Below are 26200 nucleotides of genomic sequence, written 5' to 3' on the forward strand. Positions count from 1 at the left end.
TACAGTCCACTTGATTTTTCAGAATATTTAGAACAGAATGTTAATTACGAAACTGTGAGTGAAAGGGGTCGATGATATGAGTCGAGTTGGACTGTATGACTCAAGATTTGAGAAAGACGCGTGCGGGATTGGATTATACGTCAATTTAAACGGACTAAAAAAACATGAGATTGTCCGTAAATCACTCTCGATGCTATGTAAATTAGAGCACCGAGGAGGGCAAGGTGTCATCGATGCCGGTGATGGTGCGGGTATTATGACTGAAATCCCACATGAACTTTTCACGCAAACGATGAACCTTCCGTCACCTGGTCGTTACGCTGTCGGAATGGTTTTTTTTCAACCATCAGACGATCGGCTAAAGGAAAAAATAAATTTGATGGAACGCATGGCAGATGAATTAGACTGTTCGACTATCGAGTGGCGAGAAGTACCCGTGGACGCAACGCAAATCGGGGAACATGCACGCGTGACGCAACCGGTCATTTATCAGTGGTTCATCTCTTGTCCGTTTCTCGATGAAGATGCGAATGAACGTGTGTTCTATGAACTCCGACGAAAGATTGAAAAAGTTGAATCGCTAAACTTATATATTGCGAGCCTGTCGACGAGAACGATTGTATATAAAGGAATGCTGACGCCAGTTCAAATTGATGCCTTTTATTTGGACTTGCAATCACCGCATTATAAGAGCACGTTCGGAATCGTTCACTCTCGCTTCTCAACAAATACGTTTCCTTCATGGGAACGTGCACACCCAAACCGGATGATTGTCCATAATGGAGAAATCAACACGTTACGAGGCAATATCGATGCGATGCGAGCGCGCGAAGGGGTCACATCGACCGATTTGTTTGAGGATGTGAATCATTTGTTCCCAGTTCTCCAAGAGGACGGCAGTGATTCGTCGATGCTTGATAATGCCTTCGAGTTCTTCACGCGCACCGGTCGATCGATTGCGCATACGGCGATGATGTTGATTCCCGAACCGTTTGTTGAAGGTAAGATGGAACCGTTCAAACGTGACTTCTATCAATATCACTCATCCATCATGGAGCCGTGGGATGGTCCAACGGGCGTCGTATTTACCGATGGGCGACAGATCGGTGCAATTTTAGACCGGAACGGGTTACGCCCGATGCGTTACGTCGAGACATTGGATGGAGAATTGATTCTGTCATCAGAGACAGGAGTCATCCCTGTCGATGCCGAGAACGTCAAATCAAAACAGCGCCTACGCCCTGGGCAGTTGCTCTTGATCGACTTGATTGAGAAACGTTTGATTCCCGATCAGGAAATCAAGGAGACGATTGCAAAATCGGAGCCGTATCATAAATGGCTCAAACAAATGATGAAAGTGGAAGATAGAGGTGTTCAGGAACAAGACGTCTCAAAACTCGATCGTGTGCAACGCGCGTTCGGGTATACAAAAGAGGATATCGAACAGTATATGATTCCATTGATCAACGACGAGAAAGATCCGATTGGGTCGATGGGGCATGATCAACCAATCGCAGTTCTCTCTACCCGTCCTCGGTCGCTCTTCCATTACTTTAAACAACACTTCGCGCAAGTGACGAACCCGCCAATTGATGCCTTACGGGAGAAAATTGTCACAGCGACGTTCACTTGGATTGGTCCGCAAGGTGATCCGGTCCATACCGGGCGTGGTCACGCGAAACGTGTGTGGCTGGATCATCCAATCATCGATGGTTCGACACTCGATCAAATTAGTGAGCGACTCAAACTCGCTCGCGTCGATACGACGTTCACAAATGATTTAGAGGCGTCGCTTGAAGCCCTTTTGCAACACGTCAGCGAAATTGTACGAAATGGTGCGAACGTCATTGTCCTATCTGACCGTTATATGTCACGTGATCGGGCTGCGATGCCGGCGCTCCTCGTGATCAGTGCCGTTCACCAACATTTGATTCGTGAGAACTTGAGATCGAACTGTAGCGTGATTTGTGAAAGTGGTGAAGTGCGAGAAGTGCATCAGGCTGCGACTTTGATCGGTTATGGAGCCGATGCGGTCTACCCTTACGTTGCCTATGCGACGATTCAACACTTGGTCGAACATGAACAAATCACTCATTCATTTGAAGCGGCAATTCGTTCCTATCAAAAAGCTGTCGTTGAAGGCATCGTCAAAATCATGTCGAAAATGGGAATCTCGACGATTCAAAGTTATCGTGGGGCTCAAATCTTCGAAGCGGTCGGATTAGACCGTGATTTGATTGAAACACATTTCCGAGGAACGACGTCTCAGCTGTCAGGAATCGGATTCGTTGAATTAGAAGACGAGGCAAAAACGCTCCACAAAGACGCATATGAGACAAACCGCCCGCTCGAAGCGGGAAGTGACTTCCAATGGCGTGCAGACGGAGAGGAGCATGCGTTCAATCCGAAGACGATTCACTTGTTGCAACGCGCCTGCCGTGAGAATGAGCGAAAATATTACGATGCCTACGTGAAGTTGCATGAGTCGTCGGGACAATTTATCCGTCAGTTGTTCGCGTTTAAGGAACAACGTCCGGTGGCGATTGATGAGGTGGAACCGATCACGTCGATCGTACGCCGCTTTAAGACGGGAGCGATGTCATTCGGATCCTTGTCGAAAGAAGCACACGAGACGCTCGCTATTGCGATGAACCAAATCGGTGCGAAAAGTAACTCAGGTGAAGGTGGGGAAGACCGTGCTCGCTTTGTCCCGGATGAATTCGGGAACGAGCGCATCAGCCGCATCAAACAAGTGGCGAGTGGCCGTTTCGGCGTGACGGCGGAATATCTATATCATGCCGATGAGATTCAGATCAAGATGGCACAAGGAGCAAAACCAGGGGAAGGTGGACAACTTCCAGGGAACAAAGTGTATCCATGGGTCGCCGAAGTCCGGGGATCGGTTCCTGGCGTCGGACTCATCTCGCCGCCTCCGCATCATGATATTTATTCGATCGAGGATTTGGCACAACTTATTTTTGACTTAAAACATGTGAACCCGAACGCGAAAATCAGTGTCAAACTCGTTTCAAAATCAGGGGTTGGGACGATTGCAGCAGGCGTGGCGAAAGCGAACGCGGATACCATTGTCATTAGCGGATACGACGGTGGAACCGGTGCATCTCCGAAGACATCAATCAAGCATACAGGTCTTCCGTGGGAACTCGGTCTCCTAGAGACACATCAAACGCTCGCATTGAACGGACTCCGGGGAAGAGTCACGCTCGAGACGGACGGGAAGCTTATGACGGGCCGTGATATCGTCATGGCGGCCATCTTTGGGGCCGAAGAGTTTGCGTTCGCGACAGCACCGCTCGTCGTTCTCGGATGTATCATGATGCGCGCTTGTCACTTAGATACTTGTCCGGTCGGTGTGGCGACACAAGATCCGGTACTTCGTCAGAAATTTATGGGGAAACCAGAACATGTCGTCAACTTGATGACGTTCTTGGCTGAAGAAGTGCGCGAAATCTTGGCGTCACTCGGTGTCACATCACTCGACGAAGTGGTCGGTCGAACGGACCTACTCGAAGAAAGCGTGTGGAAGACGAATCATCCGAAAGCGCGACGTCTAGATTTGTCTCCAATGCTTTCGATGCCGACACCGTTGCCGGAACGAGAAGAACTCACTCATCCGGCATACCGTTCATACGATCATCGTAAGCTCATCCCGGCTGTATCACGTTCCATCACTTCTGCCCAACCGACGTTCTTCGTAGGTCGCATCCGAAACACCGATCGAGCCGTCGGAACACAGTTAGGTTTTGAAGTGACGAAAGTTCATGGTCAGGTCGGTTTAGCGGACGATACGATTTCGCTTCGCCTTAGTGGATCTGCCGGACAAAGTTTGGGGGCATTTTTACCGAACGGGATCACTATCTCTGTCATTGGCGATGCGAACGATTATATCGGCAAAGGCTTGAGCGGAGGGAAACTGGCATTGATTGCTGAAAAGCATGCGCCGTTTGATGAAAGTGAACAAATGATTGCCGGTAACGTCTGCTTGTACGGAGCGACGAGCGGTCAGGCGTTCTTCAACGGACATGTCGGTGAGCGGTTCGCCGTTCGTAACTCTGGTGCGACGGCAGTCGTCGAAGGAGTAGGGGATCACGGGTGTGAATATATGACCGGTGGGACGGTCCTTGTACTCGGACAGATAGGACGAAATTTTGCCGCCGGTATGTCCGGTGGGACAGCTTATATTTACGGAGCGCAAGCCTATGAACAACTCGTCAATGAGGAGCTTGTCTCCGTCGTACGGGAGTTGGGCGATGAAGATATCGAACAAATTTATGCGCTTCTTGAAGCGCACCAATTCCACACAGACAGCGTCAAAGCACGGACGATTTTAGAGTCATTTGAACAAGTACGTTCACAGTTTGTGAAAGTCGTTCCGAGAGACTACGCGAACGTCTTAGATGTGATGCGTCAAATTGAGGCGGAACGCCCAGAATTGAGTGAAGCAGACCGAGCACTTGAATTGTTCCGTGTCGTGACTGAAGGAGGTACCGCATGAAACATAACTTTTTGAACATCGCGCGAACGACCTTACCGGAACGTCAAGTCGATGAGCGTGTGAGAGATTATGACGAATATGCGACGAGAATGGATGACGAATCGGTCCAGCAACAAGCCGCGCGTTGTATGGACTGCGGCACACCGTTCTGTCACGTCGGTGATTTGATTGGTCAGGAGACGATTGGATGCCCGATTCACAACTATATTCCCGAATGGAACAAGCTCGTCACGAAAGCGGACTGGATGGGCGCGTACCATCGATTGATGGAGACGAACAACTTCCCGGAGTTCACGGGAAGGGTTTGTCCGGCACCTTGTGAAGGATCGTGTACACTCGGGATCAGTGAAGATCCAGTCGCAATCAAATCCATCGAGCGAACAATCATCGACCGGGCATTTGAAGAAGGATGGGTGAAACCGAGACCGGTTCATCGAAGAACTGGGATGTCCGTCGCCATCATCGGAAGTGGTCCTGCTGGTCTAGCCGCCGCTGATCAATTGAATCAATTGGGTCATTCGGTCACGATCATCGAGAAAGCGGATGAAGCGGGAGGACTGCTCATGTATGGAATCCCGAACATGAAACTCGATAAAGATGTCGTAAGACGTCGCGTTCGGTTACTCGAACAAGAGGGTATTGTCATCCGGACGAACGTCGAGGTTGGTACAGATGTAACGGTCGAATCGCTTCGGAACGAATACGATGCGGTCATCTTGGCGACCGGAGCTCAAAAACAGCGCACGCTCGGGATTGACGGAGATGATGCCGCTGGCGTTGAAATGGCGATGGATTATTTGACGGCATCCATGCATGAACGAAAAGGAGCTCCCCTTGCCTCTGATTATGACGCCAAAGACAAAGATGTCATCGTCATCGGAGGAGGAGATACAGGAGCGGACTGCGTGGCGACGGCAATTCGTCAAGGTGCGAAATCAGTCGTTCAGTTCGGGAAGCACCCGTCAAAAGGGTTGCTACGCGCACCTGAGAAACCTTGGCCACTTCAACCTGACACGCTTACGACCGATTATGCGTATGCGGAATCACTCGCGGTCTATGAGAAAGACCCGAGAACATATTTGATTCGCTCCAACCAAATCGTCACGAAAGAAGGACGTGTCACAGGGATTGAAACGGAACGGATGACGAAAGTCGTCAACCCGGATGGTCAAGCGACTTTCTTCGTAGAGGAAGATTCGATGGAGACGTACCCGGCGGACCTCATCCTCGTCGCCATTGGATTTGAACGACCAGAGCACGAGTTACGGAAAATCGGCGTCGAGAAAACGAAAGATTTCCATACGGCAATGGATAACGTCTTTGTCGCTGGGGATGCGAAGCGGGGGCAAAGCCTGATTGTATGGGCAATTCGAGAAGGACGAGAGGTGGCAGAAGTGGTCGATGCGTATCTCGATACTTGCAAGACCGTATTAAAAACCTCATCATAAAAAGGAGCGACAGCCGTCGCTCCTTATCTTTTGTTTAGGAGGAGTTTTATGTTCACCGAAATCCTCATGTATACGGGAATCTGGTTTATTCTCATCCTGATTTTATTAGGAACCATTTATTCACGACGGAAAAAATGATCAAAGCACCATCGCCGCAATCACACCGAAGATGATGAGTGGAATGTTGTAGTGTAAGAACGTTGGCCAAACTGTTTCACGTAGGTGATCGTGTTGACCGTCAGCGTTCAATCCACTCGTAGGTCCGAGTGTCGAGTCACTCGCAGGACTCCCGGCGTCACCAAGAGCACCTGCAGTCCCGATGATGGCAATCGTCGCCTCGACAGAGAAGCCATACTGTACACAAAGTGGTACGAAGATGGCCGCGATGATTGGAACTGTTGAGAAACTCGAGCCGATTCCAAGTGTAATAACGAGTCCGACGAGTAACATGACAAGAGCTGCAATCATTTTAGAATCACCCATCAAATCGCTCGCGCCGTTGACGAGCGGATCGATGGCACCCGTTTCACGAATGACAGCTGCAAATCCACTAGCGGCAATCATAACGAAACCGATGAAAGCCATCATGCGCATCCCGCTCGTGAAGATGTCATCGGCCTCTGACCAGGGGATGAGGCGGAAAATCGAGAGTAAGATTAGTCCTGTCACCGCTGAAGCGATCATCGACTCCGTCTGCAATTGGACGATGAGGACGATAAGAACGACGGCAAGTGTCATGATCATCTTGAAGCCGCTCATTTGGCGAACTTCATAGTCAGACGGTCCGAGTGCAATCGTTTCGTACGTTCGTGGTTTCCGGTAGTGAATGAACGCAGCGATCAATCCGACGACCATCCCTAATGCCGGGATTCCCATGATTGAGATGATATTGACGTCTCCGACAGCTAAGCCGTTCGCTTCAACGTTTGCAATCAAAATCTCGTTCAAGTAAATGCCACCGAACCCGACTGGTAGCAACATATAAGGTGTCACGAGACCGAACGTCAAGATGGTCGCAACGAGACGGCGATCTAACTTCAACTCATTGAATAAAACGAGTAACGGCGGAATCACAATCGGGATAAAGGCGATGTGAATCGGGAGTACGTTTTGTGAGCTGATTGACAACAATAAGAGAAGCGACAATAAGAACGCTTTGACGTACATCACACGCTTGCCTGACACGTCACGACCTGACATCGCAATTAACTTTTCAGCTAAAACGTCCGGTAGACCCGTCTTCGACAATCCGACGGCGAATGCCCCGAGGAGCGCATAGCTAAGGGCGATGCTCGCTCCGCCGCCAAGACCGTCGCTAAAGGCGGTCAATGTATCGTTAAACCCGAGCCCTCCAACAAGCCCTCCGACAAGCGCTGCTAATATTAAGGACAATACAATGTGCACACGACTGATGGCGAGTGCAAATAAGACGATGACTGCAAGTAATACTGCGTTCATATTCATCCAACACCTTTCACAATTTCTTTCTCTTGGTATCACTTTAATATGATAAAGACTTTTTGAAATTTAACATATGATGTGACCCTTGTCAAATCGATTATGAAAAAAAGCGATAACTCGTGAAAGTTATCGCTTACGTGTTACAGATCGACGTTGTGATACACTTGGCGAACATCTTCCAAGTCTTCGAGCACATCGATTAATTTTTCAAACTGTTCTTTCGAATCGTCATCGAGCGACACTTCGTTTTGTGGAAGCATCGTCAGTTCGGCGACGGCGAACTCTTCAACCCCGGCAGACTTGAATGCAGTCTGAACGGCATGGAACGCTTCTGGCTCGGCATAGACGATGACCGTCTCATCTTCTTCGATGACGTCACGAACGTCGAGGTCGTGTTCCATCATGAGTTCAAGGACATCGTCTGCCGACATTTGATTGACACCGATAACGGCAGTCGCATCAAACATGTAGGCGACCGAACCGCTGACACCCATGTTTCCTCCGTTTTTACCGAAAGCGGCACGTACTTCAGATGCTGTACGGTTCACGTTATTCGTCAACGTATCGACGATGACCATCGCACCGTTCGGTCCGAATCCTTCATAACGAAGTTCATCGAAGTTTTCCTCGTCGCCACCTTTTGCTTTATCGATCGCGCGATCGATAATCGCACGGGGCACGTTATACGTCTTCGCACGCTCCACAACGAATTTTAATGACTGGTTCAACTCAGGATCAGGTTCCCCTTGACGGGCGGCCACATAAATCTCGCGACCGAACTTCGCATAGACGCGACTCGTGTTCGCGTCTTTTGACGCCTTCTTCTCTTTAATGTTGTTCCATTTACGACCCATTACATGTCATCTCTCTTTCCATTTGTACGTAGATTCATTACAGATTATATAAGAAGTTGCTTGAATTGACGAGAAAAGTTTTACTCGTCGCCTTTATCCATCTTCTCAACAATCTCGGTGAGCGTCTTCAAACTGTCAATGAGGCGGTCGGTTTCATCCTCATTTAAGAAGGCGAGACGCTCTTCAAAAAGCCTCCGGAACGAGTCTCTCCGTTCGAGTAAAATACGCTCACCTTTCTCTGTCAACTGGTTCCAAATGACACGACGGTCCCGTTCATCCGGTACGCGTGTAATATATCCTTCATTTAACAGCTTCGTGATGAGCGGGGTAACGTTTGGCGGCGCGATGGAGAGTGTTTCACTAATTCGTCCGTTTGTGACAGCCCCCTCGTCCTCAATCAACATCAACAGATGGAAATGAGAGAAGTTCAAGTTCGGAATTTGTGGGAAATCAGATCGACGTAGCAGTTTACGACGAATTAAAGGGATCAGTTTGACAAACTGGTCCGCAGCATCTTGTTTCGGCATAGTAGATTCACTTCCTAGTTAGGTTCTATTTTTATTATACACGAGTTAGGTGCAGTTGAACCTAAAAACGGGTTGATGTGATGATTCATACATCATAGTAGAAATAGATTCGACACAATTGATGTAAGCGTTTACATAAACGGAATTACTTGTTTTCATGAAAACGTATTCGATTTTACTGAGGACACAGTTAAAAATCAAGGGCTATCAACAAATGACAAAAAAATATTGTGAAAGAGTTCACATTGTTGTCACCCACAAACTCTGAAAAACATTGTATTCTATGAATGTGAAGGAAAGCACAATCTCTTGAAAGCAGTCATCACATTGTGTCTTCCATCAAGTCAATATGTTCATTAAAAGCTCTCAATTATGAGGAGGAACCTAACATGGCAGTCAAAGAGAAAGCAAAAGTGGAAACTACGGCAGAACAAATGGTGGATGCGCTCGTAGCGGGTGCACATGCCGCACTCGATACGTTGATGACGTTCGACCAAGAGAAAATCGATGAAATCGTACAAGCGATGGCGCTCGCTGGTCTTGAGCAACACGTCGCACTTGCGAAACTAGCACATACAGAAACAGGTCGCGGTGTCTTTGAAGACAAGATGATAAAAAACATCTTCGCGACAGAATATATTTACAACTCACTCCGTGGAGAAAAAACAGTTGGCGTTCTTGAAGACGACGTTCAAAACGGAATCACATACATCGCAGAACCAGTCGGTGTCGTCGCTGGGGTCACACCGGTCACAAACCCAACATCGACAACGATGTTCAAAGCGATCATCGCCATCAAGACACGTAACCCAATCATCTTCGCGTTCCACCCATCCGCTCAACAATGTTCAAGTGAAGCTGCACGTGTGCTTCGTGACGCAGCGGTAGCGGCAGGTGCTCCTGAAAACTTGATTCAATGGGTTGAAGTCCCGTCACTCGATGCAACAAAAGCACTCATGAACCACCCAGGTGTGGCGATGGTTCTTGCGACTGGTGGGGCAGCAATGGTCAAATCGGCTTATTCGACTGGTAAACCAGCACTCGGTGTCGGACCTGGTAACGTACCGGCTTACATCGATAAGACTGCGAAAGTGAAACGGGCCATCTCAGACGTCATCCTTTCAAAAACGTTCGACAACGGTATGATTTGTGCGTCTGAACAAGCAATCATCGTCGACCAAGAAGTTTACGAAGAAGTGAAGGCAGAAATGACGGCACTCGGTTGCTACTTCTGCTCACCTGAAGAAAAAGCGAAACTCGAAACACTCGTCATTCGCACGGACACATGTGCGGTCAACCCAGAAATCGTCGGGAAGCCAGCAGCGTGGATCGCTGAAAAAGCAGGTCTCAACGTACCGGCTGATACGAAAATCTTGATTGCTGAACTTGAAACGGTCGGCGCAACTGAACTTCTTTCTCATGAGAAGTTGAGCCCGGTTCTCGGTGCTTATAAAGTTCAGTCACGTGAAGAAGGATTCGCCATCGCTGAAAAAATGCTCGAAATCGGTGGTCTCGGTCACACAGCGGTCATCCACTCAACAGATGATGATGCAATCCTTGACTTCGGTCTTCGTATGAAAGCTTGCCGTATCATCGTCAACTCACCTTCAGCACACGGTGGAATCGGTGACCTTTATAACGAAATGACACCATCCCTCACGCTCGGCTGTGGGTCATACGGTAAAAACTCCGTCTCAGAAAACGTGACGGCGAAACATCTACTCAACGTGAAAAAGGTGGCGAGACGTCGCGTGAATATGCAATGGTTCAAAGTACCTGAAAAAATCTACTTCGAGAAAAACTCGGTGCAATACCTTCAATCACTCACAACGAAAAAACGGGCGATGATCGTCACGGATGAAATGATGGTCAAACTCGGATTTGCTGACAAAGTCATTAAAAACTTGCCGGCAGGTGTTGAGTACCGCATCTTTGACCAAGTCGAACCAGACCCATCTGTCGAAACGGTCATGAACGGTGCCGAAGCGATGCGTCACTTCCAACCAGACATGATTATCGCACTCGGTGGTGGATCACCGATGGATGCTGCGAAAGGAATGTGGCTCTTCTACGAACGTCCAGAAGAGAAGTTCTCAAACCTTCGTCAGAAATTCATGGATATTCGCAAACGGACGTACAAGTTCCCGACGCTCGGTAACAAATCAATGTTTATCGCCATCCCGACAACTTCTGGTACAGGTTCTGAAGTGACACCGTTCACCGTCATCACAGACAAAAAACGTAACGTGAAATATCCGATTGCCGACTATGCGATCACACCAGACGTTGCCATCGTCGACCCTGAGTTCGTCATGACCGTGCCAGCATCGATTACGGCTGACACAGGAATGGACGTCATGACGCACGCGATCGAAGCATATGTTTCAGTCATGGCGAATGATTACACGGACGGCCTTTGCCTCCGCGCCATCAAGATGATTTTCGACTACCTACCAAAAGCGTATGAAAACGGTAGCGATGCGGAAGCACGTCAGAAAGTGCACAACGCATCAACGATGGCTGGTATGGCGTTCGCGAACGCGTTCCTTGGAATCAACCACTCGATCGCTCACAAAATCGGTGGGGAGTTCCACGTACCACACGGTCGTACGAACGCAATCCTTATGCCACACGTCATCCGTTACAACGCGACACGCCCATCAAAACTTGCGGCGTTCCCGAAATATGAGTCATTCATCGCTGACGAGCGTTACGCAGAAATCGCACGTTACCTCGGCCTCCCAGCAAGTACGACAGCAGAAGGTGTCGAGTCACTCGTCCAAGCGATCATCGAGCTCGGTCAACGTTTGAACATCAAACTCTCGTTCAAAGCACAAGGCATCAAGAAAGCAGAACTCGATGCGAAAATTGACAAAATGGCAGTCGACGCATTCGAAGACCAATGTACGACGGCAAACCCGAAAATGCCGCTCGTTGAAGAGTTGAAAGAAATCATGTACGCAGCATACGAAGGCGTATAAGAAATCAAATCAATCAAGGTGCCCGTTCGAGAGAGCGGGCACTTTTTTTGAGTAGATAAAAGGTTAGTTAAGAAACGGCACAGGCGACGACATATTTTTTTGGTCGTTCGTTTCGGGTATGATAGAAGTGGAGGCGATACGATGAAACAAGAGATGACGATTACGACAGCATATGGAACGATTGCAGGGACTTTTCTTTCGCATGAGGAGCCTCGGGCGACCATTGTCATGTTGAGTGGAAGCGGACCAAGTGACCGTGACGGGAATATGGGTGGCGTCGGCTTTAATACGTACGGAAAATTAGCTGAGGCGCTATACGATCATGGCTATAACGTCTTTCGGTATGATAAACAAGGAATCGGGAAGTCGGATGGTGACTTCAATAAGGTCGGGTTACATGATTTGATCAACGATGCGATTCTAGTCGTGCGGACGATTCGACAACTCGCAGATGTGAATCATCTCTATATACTCGGTCATAGTGAAGGGGCAGTCCTTGCGCCAGCTGTACAATTGGAGACGAAATCCGATGGACTCATTTTATTGTCAGGGTTCCATGAGTCATCGAAACAGATGTTTTTATATCAGGCAGATGCCTTAGCAAAGGACGTCGAACGTGTCAAAGGATTGAAAGGTATGTTTTACCGGGTGACAGGGGTGGCGAAAAAGGTGAGACAGCGGCAGGATGACTTGCTCGAGCGATCTTTACGCACGAACGTCTCCGCTTTTAAATATAGAGGACAAGTCGTGAACGCAAAATGGATTCGCGAACATGCCTCGTATGACGTACGGGAGCGGTTAGAACATGTCACCGTTCCAGTCCTTGCGATTACAGGGGGACGTGACGTACAAGTACCACCGGAGCACGTCCATATGATTCGGACAAAAGGGGAGGTTACGTCCTCTATCATCGATGACATGAATCACCTACTCGTGAAGCGAGATTCACCGCATTCTCTTCTGACGCTTCATAAAGAATACCGCGAGGCGATTGATGAACCAATTCATCCAAAACTCGTGCAAGAAGTGGTGGAATGGTTAAGAAAACAGTCATAAACATAAAAAACGGTCATAAAATGACCGTTTTTTATGTTATAATTGTGACAGATTGAATGTATATGAATGTTTTTGAATGATTTTAGTTGTTTTTATAATGAAAACGCTTTATATTAGACGTATGGAGGGAACAAGATGTTAACGAAACAACGACATCAGTTGATATTACAACGCTTATCTGAGCAGAAAGTCGTCAAATTGAAAGAGTTGGTTGATTTGACGGATTCATCCGAGTCGACGATTCGTCGTGATTTGACGGACCTCGAAGCGGAAGGATATCTGGCAAGGGTGCACGGGGGAGCGACACTCATCGCGACTCCTGACGAAGAACCGACATTTGAAGAGAAACGAGATCGTTTCGTCGATGAAAAAGTTGCGATTGCACGGAAGGCCGCAACATTCATTGAAGATGGGATGTCGATCTATTTAGATGCCGGGACAACGACTCAAGCGATGGTACCGTTTTTAGAAGGAAAGAAAATTGTCGTCGTCACGAACAGTCTACCGATAGCGAATGAATTATTTGATCTTGATATTAAGACGTTTGTGATAGGCGGAGAATTGAAACGGTCGACTCAAGCGCTCGTCGGATACAATGCACGCGAGAGCATGATGAATTATCGAGTTGACCTCGCTTTCCTCGGAATGAACGGAATCGACCTTGACGCAGGCTACACGACACCGGACCCAGAAGAAGCGCTTGTCAAAAAGACGGCAATTGAATTGGCACAGGCGTCATACGTGCTCGCGGACGCATCGAAAATCGGGAAACGAACGTTCAGCCGAGTCGCCACGTTAGACGCTGCGCAATTGATCACATCAAGCGATGCATCAATGAGTTCCATCCAAACAATAACAAAGGTGGTGAATGCGAAATGATTTACACGTTAACACTCAACCCTTCTATTGATTACTATGTGACATTACCAGAAGTAAATTTAGGAGAAGTGAACCGAATCGAAGAAACGACCGAACGAGCAGGTGGAAAAGGGATCAACGTTTCGATCGTGCTTCGAGAATATGAAAAAGAAACGAAAGCGCTTGGCTTTATCGGTGGAACGACAGGTGATTTCATCAAAAAGTCGCTAGTCGACCATGGCGTGCACACGGATTTTGTTGAAGTAAACGGAAATACTCGAATCAACGTCAAAATTCGTGCAAAAGAAGAGACCGAATTGAACGCGAGCGGACCGAACATCACGGATGGTGAACTCGAACAATTGAAAGCCAAGTTCGACCAAGTCGATGAAGGTGACATCGTCGTTCTTGCGGGAAGTATCCCAAGTAATTTACCGGACTCATTGTACCGGACAATCGCTGAATCGATTCGCGAAAAAGGTGCCGACTTCGTCGTCGATACGACGAAAGACGCCATGCTTGAAGTCCTTTCGCTCGAACCGTTGATGATCAAACCGAACCATCACGAGTTAGGCGAACTGTTCGATACAGAGATCGAGACGTTCGAGGACGCCCTTCCTTATGCGGAGCAACTCGTCGAACGTGGCGCGAAAAACGTCATCATTTCATTTGCAGGCGATGGAGCGCTACTCGTCAATAAGGACGGTGCGGTCACGGCAAACACACCGGTAGGAAAACTCGTCAACTCAGTCGGTGCCGGAGACTCACTCGTTGCCGGATTTGTCGCAAACGTCAAAGAAAAAGGCGAACAGGAGGCGTTCCGCTACGCTGTCACAACAGGTAGTGCGTCCGCATATACGTTTGGTCTTTGTTCAAAAGAAGATATTGATCGATTGATCGATCAAGTACAACTCACACCACTTAAACGAATGGAGGAAACAACATGAAAATCACGGACTTGCTTCAACGCGATACGATTCAATTGAATCTTCGTGCTAGCTCTAAGCGTGAGGTCATCGAAGAACTCGTCGATGTCCTCGACCGTGCCGGCAAACTATCTGATCGCGATGGATATCGTGACGCCATCTTAAAACGTGAAAGCGAGAGCACGACTGGACTCGGAGAAGGGATTGCCATCCCTCACGCGAAAACGAGTGCTGTCCAAACACCAGCAATCGCCTTCGGACGCTCAGAAGGAGTCGATTACGAAGCGTTAGACGGTCAACCAAGCCGACTCTTCTTCATGATTGCTGCAGCGGAGAACGCGAATAACGAACACCTTGAAACACTCTCTAAATTATCGGTCTACTTGATGGACCCAGCATTCCAAGAGCGCCTCTATGCAGCAACTTCTGAAAGCGATGTCATCCGTGCCATCGAGGAGAAGGAAGCGACTGAAGAGAAGCCAGAAGTCGTCAAACCGACGAATGAAAATGCACCGTTCATCTTAGCGGTCACAGCTTGTCCGACGGGAATTGCCCATACGTATATGGCAGCGGACAGCTTGAAACAAAAAGCGGAAGCGATGGGTGTCGATATTAAAGTCGAAACGAACGGTTCTACTGGAGTGAAGAACGAGCTTACACGGGCAGACATCGATCGTGCGACAGCCATCATCGTCGCAGCGGACAAGGCTGTTGAAATGGAGCGTTTCGCCGGAAAACGTGTCATCGAAGTACCCGTCGCACAAGGAATCCGGAAACCGGAAGAACTCATCAATCGTGCCGTCAATCAAGACGCGCCGGTATATGAAGCTTCCAAAACGTCTGGCGCACCGAAAGAACAACGTACAGGTGTCTATAAGCACTTGATGAGCGGTGTATCTGCGATGCTACCACTTGTCGTCGCAGGTGGTCTCTTGATCGCAATCAGTTTCTTCTGGGGCATCAACTCTGCTAACCCGGATGATCCATCTTACAATGAATTCGCAGCACAGTTGATGACAATCGGTGGAGCTGCATTCGGCTTCCTCGTTCCGATTCTTGCAGGTTTCATCGCGATGTCGATTGCCGATCGACCAGGTCTCGCACCAGGTCTCGTCGCAGGGGTACTCGCAAGCCAAGGGAACGCCGGATTCCTCGGTGGTCTCATTGCCGGTTTCTTGGCAGGTTACGTTGTCCTCTTCTTGAAAAAGGCACTCGCGAAATTGCCTGCTTCGCTTGAAGGAATCAAGCCAGTTCTTTTGTATCCGTTACTCGGATCGTTTATCTCAGGTATGATTATGTTGCTTGTCGTCAATGAACCGATTGCAGCACTTATGACATGGTTGATGGATACGTTGAACAGCATGAGTGGAGCGAATGCGATCCTTCTCGGTGTCATCGTCGGAGGAATGATGGCAGTCGATATGGGTGGTCCAATCAACAAGACAGCATACGTGTTCGGTACGGCAGCTCTCACAGCAGGAAACCAAGAAGTCATGGCAGCCGTCATGGCGGGTGGAATGGTACCACCAATCCTTGTCGCACTTGCATCAACCGTATTTGCTCGTCAGAAATTCTCGAAACAAGAGCGTGAAGCTGGTAAGACTGCTTACATCATGGGAGCTTCATTCATCACCGAAGCGGCCATTCCGTTCGCTGCTGCGGACCCGATTCGCGTCCTACCATCTGCCATCCTCGGTTCTGCAATCGCAGGTGGATTGTCAGCATTCTTCGCGATTCAATTACCGGCCCCGCATGGTGGAATCTTCGTCTTCCCACTTCTTGAAGGTGCTGGAAATGTCGCGATGAGTATGGGACTCTATGCCGTTGCCATCTTGACAGGTGCCCTCGTCGGTGCATTGCTCCTTTCATTCTTGAAGAAGCCGCTGACGACATCTGCACCAGTGCAATCAAAAGAAGTCGCATAAACCGAAAGAGTCGTTGCCTCAGTAGAGGTGGCGGCTCTTTTTTTGTGATAGAAGAACGATGAAAATTCACATAATCTCGGATTGCAAGTTGGAGATTTGTGGTAAACTATTTGTAAAGCTTCGGGTTAGGAGGGGGTCACATTGGACATTCGAGTCGCCAAACCAGATGATGTGTATGGGATTGCGAGAGTGCGTGTGAACGGATGGCGTACGACCTATCGGGGGATCGTACCGACTGAGTATTTATTGAAAGTTTCGTCCGGTTCCATCGAATGGGCAGAACGATTGCGCACAGCGCTTCGTCGGCAGGAAGTCGCCGGCTTTGTGGCGATCGTGGATGATGAGATTGTGGGCTTCGTCCTTTACGGAGAAGAGCGTACGGGTGAGTATCCAGACCATACGAACGAAGTGTATGCCATTTATATTTTGGAAAATCATCAAGGGAACGGAATCGGGTCCGCTCTCCTTGAACATGCCGTCCAATCGATGTGCGAGGCGGGACTTTTGATTTGGGCGCTTGAGATGAACCCATTCCGCACATTTTATGAGCGGAAACAAGGGCAGGTCATCGACCAAAAGGATCGGGAATTTGGTGAATTGTTACTCCGTGAAGTGGCGTACGGTTGGGAAACGACCCGTCATGATTCGATTATGGGTGCCTAAGCTTAGTGACTGTAGGAATGTTCTACGGTCTTTTTTTGTGCCGATTGGAGCTTTTTTCTTTGACGATGAAGTCTACTTTTTAGCAACAATCGTGAACTCCCATGGTATATTTTCACCGTTCCACCCTCTATGCTCATCAAACTGTTGCAATGTGAATCCAACGGAAATCACTGAATTGATGATGTCACTCAATGTATGGTGACTTAAACATACAGATGGGAAGTCATGTTGTTCATCTGGAGAAAAAAATTGCCTATAGGAAATGTCGTCTTGAAAAGGTTCGCGGTTAAAATACTTAGGGATGTAGACGAATTCAGGAGTGATGCATGTTTTTATCGGGTGATAGTCACTTAAGATGAGTTTACCGCCAACCTTCAAGATGGAATACAAAACATCCATCAATTGAGCGAGGTCGTCGAAGTAATGTAAGATTCCTCCCTCTAAATAGAGAAGGTCGAAATGATGTTGATACTTTTTCATATCGAGATCAAGAATATCACCAACGATGTATTCAATCGTAGTGTTGGCACAATCTGCTAATTGTAAAGCGTACCGTTTATTTTCCTCTGACAGGTCGAATATCGTCACCTCTGCCCCTAGGATAGAGAGCGGTACGGCTTTTCTTCCATTGGAACCACAGATGTTTGCGATGTTCAGTCCTTCGACGTTATGAAAATACTTGCTGTGTTTCTTCAAGCTGGCCCGAGGGTCTTTCAAAATCTCGATTGATTTTTCAGATGGAGTTCCGTCTCGTTTACACCAAAATTCATAGGCGCGATATTCCCAAGCCTGCTTGTTCATGTGACTTTGTTTATTCATAGCGATCTCCTTTCCTTTTCCCTCGTATCGATTCGTCGAGCAAGCCATCAAACAATTTTAGCACTATAATGGAATTATCTATAATAATTTTACATTGACATATTGTCAATAAATCTATGTCTAGTAAGGACGAATCTGGATAAATTTAAATGTAAAAGTGAGGTTACGGAGAATGATTAAAGGAATTTACGAGGCCCACTTGCCGGTGAGTGATCTAACTGAATCAATTCGATTTTATGAAAAATTAGGATTAAAGTTGGCATTCCAAAATGAGAAATTGGCCTTCCTTTGGATTATCAAAGGAGAAAGCTGGATTGGATTATGGGAATCCGATCGGGTTGACGTGCCGTACCATCCATCAATCCGCCACATCGCTTTTCGAATAGAGGAGCAAGATTTAAAATCGATCAAAGCGTGGCTTGAGGATCGGGGAATTGAAATTCGCACTGCCTTTAAGATGACACCGGAACAGCAACCTTTAGTTCTTCCGAATGCCCCGTTTGAACATGCGGCCATTTACTTTGAGGACCCAGACGGAAATTCGATTGAACTCATCACGTTTATTGGAACGAACGCAGAAGAAATGGCTAGCATAGTTCCATACAAAGATTGGGTTGGAAAATAACGAGTCTACATAAATGATTCGAACAAAGGAGAGAACATATGTTATTTCATTTTCATGTATGGACACCACATGTCGAAGAAACTGAGAAATTCTATGCGAGTCTAGGATTTCAAGTAACTCAACGAATCGGTAAAAAGGATGGAGAGTTTAAGTCATTTCATCCACCACTCAATTGGGATGATTTTAAGGGGCAATCCATTCGTTTTAGAATCATTGAAATGAAACGGGGAGCGACGAATATCACATTCGGTTACGGGAAGAAAGTGATGTTTGATCATATTGGTTTTTTAGTATCAGAAGAGGAAAAAGTGAATGTGTTAGAACGAGCAGAACAAATAGGATTGACGGTTCAATCGAATGAACGAAGAACGTTCATCCATACACCTTACGGATTTCGAATCGAGCTGCAACAGCATTTAGATGCTATTCAATCACGTTCTGAGAATCGTATTCATCGATTGAATATTGAAACGAAAACGGCAGGTCTTGAAGAGGTATTGCAACAATTATTCAATTGTCCTGTCCCGCAAATCGTAGCAATTGAGTCGGATCACACACAGTTAACGCATGTAAACCTGATGAGTGATTGTACGATCAGTTCAACTGATCCGAACGGTATTCAAATCATCCTCTCAGAATGATTAATAGATGAAAATTTTAAAGGGGCAGAGGAAATGATACATTTTGATCAAGAAATCCAAAAGATACAAACTATGGCACAATCGCCAAAGAAGCTGTACCTTGCAATCCGTGCCGCCAGAGAATTAGTCCGAGAGTACCCAGACGAATTCATCGCCTGGACGACTCTCATTAGTGCTGAAATGGATACGCCGGAAGAAGACTATGAGAGTGCCTCCAAACACTTATTCGAAGCATTTGATAAGTTTCCGGAGCATTCGATTTTCTTCGCCCTCGGCGTATATCTTGAATCAACTTTCGTCTATCCAGTATATGACGAAACAAAGATCGAAGAGATCGAGTCGATGTTGAATAAAATGGATGCTAAGTCAAAAGGGATCCTCTACTATTCAATGGCCAATCTACATCAATTCGAACGTCCAGAACAGTATGAACCGTATCTGTTAAAGGCGATTGAGGAGTACCCAGAATTTCCTCATTACTATCTTGATCTTGGACTTTACTATATCTCAAACGAGAATATTGAAAAGGGAAAGCTATATATAAAAGAAGGCTTGCTTAGAGTAAAAGAGTGTTTCAATGAAGCATCACTCCCAAACTATGAAATTTCTCTATATTCGTTCATTGATGAAGAAATCGGTGGACTTTATATGTTCGATGAGTTTTATAAAGAGTACGAGAAAATGTCCCTTTGAATCAAAAACGGAATACGGTTGTTCAGTTAAATAAACTCCTTTATACTGAATTGAACAAAAAATTCCAAATGAAGGGTTGGGGAAAGATGGAACATCGGAAAATCTGTATCAAGATAAGTGGAGCCGCTCTGGCTGGTGATGGAACGGATAATTTTGACGAAATGAGCCTCAGCCTGATTGCAGAAGAAATATTGTCACTCGCAAATAGCGGGGTTGAAGTGTGTGTCATGGTCGGCGGGGGAAATCTCTTCCGAGGGAATCAAGCAGAAACGTGGGGGATCAATCGAGTGGAAGCTGACAGCATCGGGACGCTCGGGACAGTCATGAATTCATTGATGCTGCGTGGTATCTTGAAACGCGATACCAATCGAGAGGTACGCGTCATGACGTCGATTCCAATGCCAAGTGTAGCCGAGCCATACATTCAACTTCGGGCCATCAATCACTTGAAAAAAGGGTACGTCGTCATTTTCGCAGGCGGTAACGGTCAACCGTTCGTCTCTTCAGACTACCCGGCTGTTCAGCGTGCCATCGAAGTGAGGTGCGATGCCTTGTTTGTGGCCAAGAACGGTGTCTCCGGCGTATTTGACCGAGACCCTCGGTTGGATTCGGAGGCGCGTCAATACGAAACCCTACACTATAACGACGTCATCGCACATGATTTGAAAGTGATGGATCAATCGGCATTACTTCTCGCTAGAGACCACGGTTTGCCGATTCACTTGTTCGACTTCAAGGAACGGAACGCCATTCATCGGATTCTCCAAGGAGAGACCATTGGAACGATGATTCATCACCATGACACGCAACTTTTGCAGAATTGAGGGGACGATATGCATGAAGTAACAGATGGTCAAGTCGTGGGGACAAACGGAATACCTGTCTCGTATTCGTTCCTGCAACCTGATTCGTCATCCGACACGCTCGTGATGTTGTTGCCGGGATACGGATATACGAATGATTCCCCGATGTTTCGATACACGACAGCACTTTGTTTAGAGAATGGATTGAACGTTCTTGAAATCAACTACAATTATCGGGATGAGCGGTATGATTCAGTCGATGTATCAGTGGCGGTTGTTGACGATGTTCGTCTCGTCATCGACCAAGTGCTACAATTCCATTCTATTAATGAATACATAATCGTCGGGAAATCGCTCGGTACGATGGCGATGGCAAGTGAGCTTACCCGAAACGTGTTTCATGATGCCAAACTGGTTTGGTTGACACCGTTGTTAAAACAAGACGACATATACGAAGCGATCCTGTCCCATAAAGGTAAACAGCTCGTGCTAACGGGAACGGCGGACCAACATTATGTAGATGAGAGAATGAAGCGTCTTGAACATCTGGCCTTGACCGAACTCGAGATTGTCAAAGAGATGAATCATAGTCTCGAGTACACAGGAGAGACATACCGGTCACTCCGGTTACTTGAAACACTTCTCAAGCGCGTGGAGCAATTTATTATTTCCTCAAGGTATTGAACCTGTGGGGAGTTTCATGGGGAGATTGCAATCATATGTGGCGTGGCGTTTACCTACTTATTTTCCTCTTTTTAATGATTCGAAGTATGTATCGGGCTTTCGGCCGTCGTGGCTTCAGAAAAAAACAAATGGTCGCCACAGCAGGCGGTCATTTGTGTGACTCATCCCACGGCGCCCCGACTCCTACAGGAACACAATCCGCCGGAGACCCAGTAGCGACTTAGTTGCGGTGCGGCTCCGGAATTGCCTGTGGAAAGCGTGGGTGCCGGAAGGACGAGTTCGAACATGTTATTTGTTAACAAGATAGGGAGATGACGCGTGTCATCTCCCTTTTTTTACAATTTTTCAATAACCGTTTTCGGGTCGACTCGTTCTGTATAGTCAGCGGGCACATCACTGAATGAAATCGTACCATCCGGTTGGATGATGAATGTCGCTGGCTTCGGAAGTTGCCAGTCCTCATTGCCGTTATGTGCATCGACGCGAAGACCAGATGCCTCATAAATCTCAATCAAATAATCCGGCATATCAAAGACGAGATCGAATTGACGTGCGACTTGATTGTCCACGTCGCTCAACACGTAAAAATCGAGCTCATTTTTCTCTTTCGTAGATAGTGAGTAATCCGGAGTCTCCGGGCTGATTGCCACGAGTGTGGCGCCCTTTTCCTCAATTTGTGCCAATTCTCGCTGATACGCTCGGAGTTCGAGGTTACAGTATGGGCACCATCCACCGCGGTAAAACGTGACGATGACAGGTCCTTTTTCAAGGAGTGTTTTCAAACCGACTTCTGTCCCATCCGCATGAGGCAATTCAAACAGCGGAGCTTGATCCCCGACCGCTAAACCGGCAGCCACCCCTGATTCTTTCAATTCTTGTGTCGCCTGCGCCATCAAACGTTGTTTTTCGGCCGGCGCTTTTTGCTTAAATTGATCTTTATACGCTTTGATTTCTTCCAATAATGTGTTCATGTTTTTACCCCCTTTTCCGATATGTTAACTGAATACATTTTAGATTACGAATATAATGATTTGTCGTTATGTTCTGAATAAAGTGAAACTCCATTTCAGCTTCCGAAAAATAATTTTCGAATAATTCAATCAATGATTAACATCTATTTTTCCTAACCGATATTGTAAGTAACCCAAGGAGGATTCGGTACCCCATACCGATGCTTCTTGAACATTCTATTCGGGGTAAGGAGATGTTTTATGAAACAGAAGCGTACCATCAGCATCAAACAGAAATTAATTGTCTTATCTGTCCTTTTACTACTCATTCCAGCAACATTGATTGGGGTCGTCGCTTATACGCAGGCGAAACAAAAAATCGAGTCACAAATGATCCAGTCTGCCAATTCGGGGGTAGACCGGATGAATAATGAAGTGACGAATTTGATTGCTCCGATTCAGACGGACATTTCATTCTTCTCCAATCGGATTGATGCATCCATCTATGAAGAAGGTGAAGACAATCAAGCGTTAGCAGAAAAGTTCACGGAATACTTAGACACACACCCTAAAGTGACAAATATTTATTTTGCCTCAGCGGAAGGTACGATGACGATCTATCCTGAGCAAGAATTGCCGGAAGGGTACGATCCACGGACTCGTCCTTGGTATGAGGCGGCAGAAGCGAGTGGTCAAGACGTCGCCATCACGAATCCATACGTAGACGCCGCTTCTCAAAAAATGATGATCACGGTCTCTAAAAAGACGGCAGATGGTCGCGGGGTCGTGGCGGTTGATGTGGATGTGAATGATATTGCAGAAGTCGCAAAGAATATTCAAATCGGTGAAGAAGGATATGTGGCCATCTTCGATGAGGCCCAACAAGTCGTCATTCATCCATCGATTGCTGTCGGAGAGAAATCAGAAGAGTCATCGATGGAATCTGTTTTTGCAACAGATGAGGGAATCCTGTCCGCTGAAGAGAATGGAGAGGGTGTCGAAAAAGCGTTCGTGACGAACCCGCTCACAGGGTGGAAAATCACAGGGACCCTGTACGATGGTGAAATTCAAGACGAGACTGTCGGCATCCTTTGGACGACCGTATTCGTCATTATCGGTATGTTCGGTGTGGCGGCTATTCTTCTATATTTCGTTCTCCGCTCAATCTTACGCCCGTTACGCTTATTAACCGAGGGGGCAGAACGGATCAAGTCCGGCGATTTGACTGAACCGATCAGCGTCTTATCGAACGATGAAATCGGTCGCGTTTCAGAGAGTTTCAATGAGATGAGTGCCTCACTGCGAATGGTATTACTTCGTCTAGACGATTCAATTAGTCAAGTAGCAGCATCTTCGCAGGAATTGATGGCGAACTCCGCACATAATTCCGCTTCGTCAGAACAGATTGCTCGTGCGGTCGACCAGATGGCGGTCAGTGCCGATGGTTCAAAACGTCAGCTCGATGACAACGCGACGTCACTCCAGGCCATCACATCCGGAATCATGCGCATTTCAGAGAGCTCGATGGACGTGTCTGAACTATCACGTGAGACGTCAAATGAAGCAGAAGATGGGTCAACGACCGTGCGAGAGAACGTTAAACAGATGCAGGCAATCGATGCATCGGTCGTCACGTTTGAAGGTGTCATCCAATCGTTGGCACATCGTTCAAGCGAAATTGGAGAGATCGTCTCGGTCATCAACGGGATTGCAGAACAGACGAACCTGCTCGCTTTAAACGCAGCAATTGAAGCGGCACGTGCAGGAGAGAACGGGAAAGGGTTCGCTGTCGTGGCGAGCGAGGTTCGAAAGCTTGCCGAGCAGTCCCAACAGTCGACGAAACAAATTGCGGCATTGATTGACCGCATCAAACAGGAGACAGAGCAATCCGTCCACTTGATGCAAGAAGTATCCACTCACACGAAAGCCGGTCTCATTTCTTCAGAAATAACGGCAGACCGATTTGAGAAAATCAAAGAGCGAACGGTCGCGATGACACCGCGAATCGAAGATGTGACGGCAACTGTCGAGGAGATTGCGGCAAACGTCCAAGAAGTAGCGGCGACCGCATCCCAAATTGCTGACATCGCCGACGAGAACTCAAGTGTCTCCAAACAAGTCGCAGCAACGACAGACGACCAGTTGAAATCGATTGAAGAAGTGTCACAATCGGCGAAGGCGCTCGCGACGATGGCGGAAGAATTACAAGACCTCGTCTCACGATTCAAACTATAAAATGAAAAAGAAGCAGAGCGCCGAGCTCTGCTTCTTTCGTTATAAAATCGGGCTGAGGAGTCGTGAGACACCCTCCCGAGCACGTACTGTCCATTTCCGCTTTTCATAGTCTTCCATCGTATACGTCCGACTGACCGCCGTGTCTGTTTCAAATAAAGAAACAAGTTCGAGGGCGACGCGTTCGTCGTAAATGACTGCGTTCACTTCAAAGTTGAGACGGAAACTTCGGGCATCCAAATTCGTCGTTCCGACCGTCGCGATCTCCTCATCGACGACAAGCGTCTTCGCGTGGAGGAAGCCTTCATCATACAGATAGACGTTTGCCCCATAATCGAGCAACTCTCCAAGGAAGGAGAGCGATGCCCACATGACGAACGGGTGGTCCGGTTTTCCTGGGATCATGATGTCCATCTGAACGCCAGAGTTGAGTGCCATTTTACATGCATCCATAAAACTCGTGTCGGGTATGAAATAAGGGGTTTGGATGACGACCCGTCGTTTCGCTGACATGATCATTTTAATCATCATATTTTTTAAATGTTCGGTATCCGAGTTTGGACCGCTCGTGACGATTTGCATCGGTGAATTGTCTTTAATCTCATGTCTCGCGAAGCAGAACGTATTCTCCGGGTCATGCTTGCGGTGACCTGAGTAATTCCAGTCCAGGATGAAGCGGTGCTGGAGATTGTAGACGACGTCTCCTTCGACGCGTAAATGGGTATCGCGCCAATATCCGAACTTCTCGACGAGTCCGAGGTATTCGGTCCCGACATTAAAGCCACCGACATAACCAATCTTCCCATCGATGATGACGACTTTTCGGTGGTTGCGGTTGTTCAACTTGAAATTGATCATCCCGAGTGTCGGTGGGAAGAAAACACGTACTTCTCCATCGTTCGCAATTAATTCTTTGAAGTCTGAGTTCCGAAGACTACGAGAACCGACCGCGTCGTAAAGAAGCCGAACTTTGACACCCGCTTTCGCTCGTTCAATCAATTCCTTTAAGAGTGCTTGTCCGAGAGCATCACGCTGGATGATATAGTACTGGATATTGATTTCGGTTTCAGCGGAGCGGATGTCATCCATCAACGCCTTAAACTTTTGTTCGCCGTCATGTAAGATGAGGGAACGGTTATGTACACTAATCAATGATTTTGAAGAGCGCAAGTTCATTTGAAGCAGTTGGTCATACTTTTCGAACAGTGGCTGCGCAAGTTGCGTTTGACGTGTGTGGATCTGTTCGAGCTGTGCTTCTACTTGTAGCGCATGAAAAGAGCGTTCTTCCACACTCAAATTATAAAAGTTATCCTTTTTGAGTTGTCGCCCGAGGAAAAGGTAAATGATAAACCCGAGCACCGGCAAGAAAAATAGGACGAGCAACCAGGCCCAAGTCGCGCCAACGTCACGTCTTTCGGCAAAAATGACGGCGAGTGCGAACAATAAGTTTAACCCGAGGACGATATATAGCCCCCAACTGAAAATAACGGACCAATCCAACGACATACACCCCTTAAAAATCGATTTGTAGCTTAATC

At 47.4% G+C, this 26200-nt stretch carries 20 protein-coding genes; 14 read left to right on the forward strand and 6 right to left on the reverse strand.

Annotation, left to right across the window (positions count from 1 at the left end):
- The first annotated feature begins 76 nt into the window (after positions 1-76).
- The gene (gltB, locus tag PQI28_RS08405; RefSeq protein ID WP_339962983.1) at positions 77-4516 is read left to right on the forward strand and encodes a glutamate synthase large subunit; all 4440 of its coding nucleotides are present in this window, start codon (positions 77-79) and stop codon (positions 4514-4516) included.
- Complete coding sequence (locus PQI28_RS08410; RefSeq protein ID WP_339962984.1) at positions 4513-5964, forward strand: glutamate synthase subunit beta; 1452 nt, start codon at positions 4513-4515, stop codon at positions 5962-5964. The genes gltB and PQI28_RS08410 overlap by 4 nt, the downstream gene beginning before the upstream one ends.
- 138 nt (positions 5965-6102) lie before the next feature.
- Here PQI28_RS08410 and PQI28_RS08415 read toward each other — a convergent pair whose 3' ends face one another.
- The 3 genes from PQI28_RS08415 to PQI28_RS08425 all read right to left on the reverse strand — a co-directional run bounded on the left by PQI28_RS08415 (position 6103) and on the right by PQI28_RS08425 (position 8806).
- Complete coding sequence (locus tag PQI28_RS08415; protein WP_337873774.1) at positions 6103-7422, reverse strand: Na+/H+ antiporter family protein; 1320 nt, start codon at positions 7420-7422, stop codon at positions 6103-6105.
- A gap of 143 nt (positions 7423-7565) precedes the next feature.
- Positions 7566-8279 (reverse strand): YebC/PmpR family DNA-binding transcriptional regulator, encoded by a 714-nt coding sequence (locus PQI28_RS08420; protein ID WP_214783428.1) that lies wholly within the window; start codon positions 8277-8279, stop codon positions 7566-7568.
- A gap of 80 nt (positions 8280-8359) precedes the next feature.
- The gene (locus tag PQI28_RS08425) at positions 8360-8806 is read right to left on the reverse strand and encodes a MarR family winged helix-turn-helix transcriptional regulator (RefSeq protein WP_031423822.1); all 447 of its coding nucleotides are present in this window, start codon (positions 8804-8806) and stop codon (positions 8360-8362) included.
- 389 nt (positions 8807-9195) lie between these two features.
- Here PQI28_RS08425 and adhE point away from each other — a divergent pair, with 389 nt between their 5' ends.
- The 6 genes from adhE to PQI28_RS08455 all read left to right on the forward strand — a co-directional run bounded on the left by adhE (position 9196) and on the right by PQI28_RS08455 (position 17215).
- Positions 9196-11787 (forward strand): bifunctional acetaldehyde-CoA/alcohol dehydrogenase, encoded by a 2592-nt coding sequence (gene adhE / locus PQI28_RS08430; protein WP_339962985.1) that lies wholly within the window; start codon positions 9196-9198, stop codon positions 11785-11787.
- A gap of 141 nt (positions 11788-11928) precedes the next feature.
- A complete protein-coding gene (locus PQI28_RS08435) occupies positions 11929-12843 on the forward strand; it encodes an alpha/beta hydrolase (protein ID WP_271304872.1) in 915 nt (304 codons plus the stop codon).
- Positions 12844-12978: 135 nt separating this feature from the next.
- Entirely contained in the window at positions 12979-13722 is a 744-nt protein-coding gene (locus tag PQI28_RS08440; protein ID WP_339962986.1) for a DeoR/GlpR family DNA-binding transcription regulator, read from the forward strand.
- A complete protein-coding gene (gene pfkB / locus PQI28_RS08445; RefSeq protein WP_214875744.1) occupies positions 13719-14648 on the forward strand; it encodes a 1-phosphofructokinase in 930 nt (309 codons plus the stop codon). The genes PQI28_RS08440 and pfkB overlap by 4 nt, the downstream gene beginning before the upstream one ends.
- Positions 14645-16552 carry a PTS fructose transporter subunit IIABC gene (locus PQI28_RS08450; protein WP_339962987.1) on the forward strand — a complete coding sequence of 636 codons (1908 nt, stop codon included), beginning with the start codon at positions 14645-14647 and terminating at the stop codon, positions 16550-16552. The genes pfkB and PQI28_RS08450 overlap by 4 nt, the downstream gene beginning before the upstream one ends.
- Before the next feature lie 141 nt (positions 16553-16693).
- Positions 16694-17215 carry a GNAT family N-acetyltransferase gene (locus PQI28_RS08455; protein WP_214692154.1) on the forward strand — a complete coding sequence of 174 codons (522 nt, stop codon included), beginning with the start codon at positions 16694-16696 and terminating at the stop codon, positions 17213-17215.
- A gap of 72 nt (positions 17216-17287) precedes the next feature.
- On the opposite strand, the gene PQI28_RS08460 is transcribed toward PQI28_RS08455, so the two are convergent.
- Entirely contained in the window at positions 17288-18034 is a 747-nt protein-coding gene (locus tag PQI28_RS08460) for a class I SAM-dependent methyltransferase (protein WP_339962988.1), read from the reverse strand.
- Between the two features lie 172 nt (positions 18035-18206).
- Between PQI28_RS08460 and PQI28_RS08465 the strand changes: the two genes are divergently transcribed.
- The 5 genes from PQI28_RS08465 to PQI28_RS08485 all read left to right on the forward strand — a co-directional run bounded on the left by PQI28_RS08465 (position 18207) and on the right by PQI28_RS08485 (position 21480).
- On the forward strand, positions 18207-18659 hold the full coding sequence (locus PQI28_RS08465) for a VOC family protein (RefSeq protein WP_339962989.1): 453 nt from the start codon (positions 18207-18209) through the stop codon (positions 18657-18659).
- A gap of 38 nt (positions 18660-18697) precedes the next feature.
- Positions 18698-19300, forward strand: a complete 603-nt coding sequence (locus PQI28_RS08470) for a VOC family protein (protein WP_339962990.1) — start codon at positions 18698-18700, stop codon at positions 19298-19300.
- Positions 19301-19372: 72 nt separating this feature from the next.
- A complete protein-coding gene (locus PQI28_RS08475; protein ID WP_339962991.1) occupies positions 19373-19993 on the forward strand; it encodes a hypothetical protein in 621 nt (206 codons plus the stop codon).
- Positions 19994-20079: 86 nt separating this feature from the next.
- Positions 20080-20817, forward strand: coding sequence for a UMP kinase (pyrH, locus tag PQI28_RS08480; protein ID WP_339962992.1), 738 nt, complete (start codon positions 20080-20082; stop codon positions 20815-20817).
- Positions 20818-20826: 9 nt separating this feature from the next.
- Positions 20827-21480 (forward strand): alpha/beta family hydrolase, encoded by a 654-nt coding sequence (locus PQI28_RS08485; RefSeq protein WP_339962993.1) that lies wholly within the window; start codon positions 20827-20829, stop codon positions 21478-21480.
- 335 nt (positions 21481-21815) lie between these two features.
- Here the strand turns inward: PQI28_RS08485 and PQI28_RS08490 are convergent, their stop codons facing one another.
- Positions 21816-22451, reverse strand: coding sequence for a peroxiredoxin-like family protein (locus tag PQI28_RS08490; protein WP_339962994.1), 636 nt, complete (start codon positions 22449-22451; stop codon positions 21816-21818).
- Between the two features lie 240 nt (positions 22452-22691).
- On the opposite strand from PQI28_RS08490, the gene PQI28_RS08495 reads away from it, so the two are divergent.
- Complete coding sequence (locus PQI28_RS08495) at positions 22692-24665, forward strand: methyl-accepting chemotaxis protein (protein ID WP_339962995.1); 1974 nt, start codon at positions 22692-22694, stop codon at positions 24663-24665.
- Positions 24666-24704: 39 nt separating this feature from the next.
- On the opposite strand, the gene cls is transcribed toward PQI28_RS08495, so the two are convergent.
- Complete coding sequence (cls, locus tag PQI28_RS08500) at positions 24705-26162, reverse strand: cardiolipin synthase (protein WP_274664787.1); 1458 nt, start codon at positions 26160-26162, stop codon at positions 24705-24707.
- Positions 26163-26200 lie beyond the last annotated feature (38 nt).

The sequence above is a fragment of the Exiguobacterium sp. USCH10 genome (genome assembly GCF_037619445.1).
Lineage (GTDB): Bacteria > Bacillota > Bacilli > Exiguobacteriales > Exiguobacteriaceae > Exiguobacterium > Exiguobacterium aestuarii_A.